This window comes from Streptomyces sp. HSW2009 (assembly GCF_040240285.1).
Lineage (GTDB): Bacteria > Actinomycetota > Actinomycetes > Streptomycetales > Streptomycetaceae > Streptomyces.
In genome coordinates, this window is sequence record NZ_JBEHZD010001049.1 from 1 (window position 1) to 1,060 (window position 1,060).

The 1,060-nt window shown below is 79.1% G+C and carries 1 protein-coding gene; it reads left to right on the plus strand.

All coding sequences use genetic code 11. The features are described 5' to 3' along the window. Positions 1–823: 823 nt before the first annotated feature. On the plus strand, positions 824–1,060 hold a 237-nt coding region (locus AAHZ94_RS34475; protein ID WP_349997614.1), incomplete at its 3' end, for a hypothetical protein.

Below are 1,060 nucleotides of genomic sequence, written 5' to 3' on the forward strand. Positions count from 1 at the left end.
GACGAGTTGTGCGGGCTGTTGGACGAGCACGCGGACCGGCCGGGGCGGCCGGGCCGGCGGGGGGGGGGGGGGGCCGCGGGCGGCCCCCCCCCGCGCCCCCCCCGGGGAGCGCCGGGCCACCCCCGGCGCTCCCGTACCACCGGTCGCCCGTGGCCGGCGCGGTCTCCGCGGGCCCGTCGCTCCAGCGACGCGACGGTCCCCGGCCCCGTCCTGCTCCCGGGCGGCCGGTCCGCTCCCGTTGCCGGGCAGGCGGGCAGGCAGGCACGGGGCCGAGCGGGTCCGCGGCGACGAGGCCGGTGGCCAGGGGGGTACGCGGTGCCGCCGGGGCGCAACCAGCAGGCACGAGGTGCCCCGGGCCGAGGCCGGCCCCACCCGGCCGACACGGACCGCCCGCGGCCCAGCCGACCAACCCGGCCCCGGCCGAACCACGTCCGGCGGCCCCGGCCGACCCGTACGCCATCGGCCCGTACCGCCGCCGATCCGACCGGCCCGACCGGCCCGTACACCCGACACAACCGCTCCCAGGCCCCCTACAGCCACAACGAAGGCCAAGAGGGCCACCGACGGTCCCCACGGCCACCACGCCGCGTACGCCCAACCCTCGGGCGCACCCGGCACCCCCGCAACAGCCCCCCACGGCCACCACGCCGCGTACGCCCAACCCCCGGGCGCCCCGGCACACCCGCAGCACACCCGGCAACTCAGCCGACCAGCACAACCGAGCAGCACACCCAGCAACACACCCAAGCAACAACACACCCAGCGACACACCCAGCAACAGCACAGCACCCCATGCACGCAGCTACGGAGGAGAACGGTGGGAATGACCTCCACGGACATGACGGGGACGGCCCTGCGGCAGCAGGCGGAGACGGATCGTTGGAGCACGCCGTCCGGGGTCGAGGTGATCCGTACGACGGAGCGCGCCGGCAGCGCGGCGGCGGCCAGGGCCAGACTGGAGGCGGGGGGGGGCGCGCGCCCGGGGGGGGGGGGGGGGGCGGGGGGGGGCCCGCCGGGCGGGGGGGGCCCGGGGGGGGGGGTTTTAAAAAGGCCGGCCCCC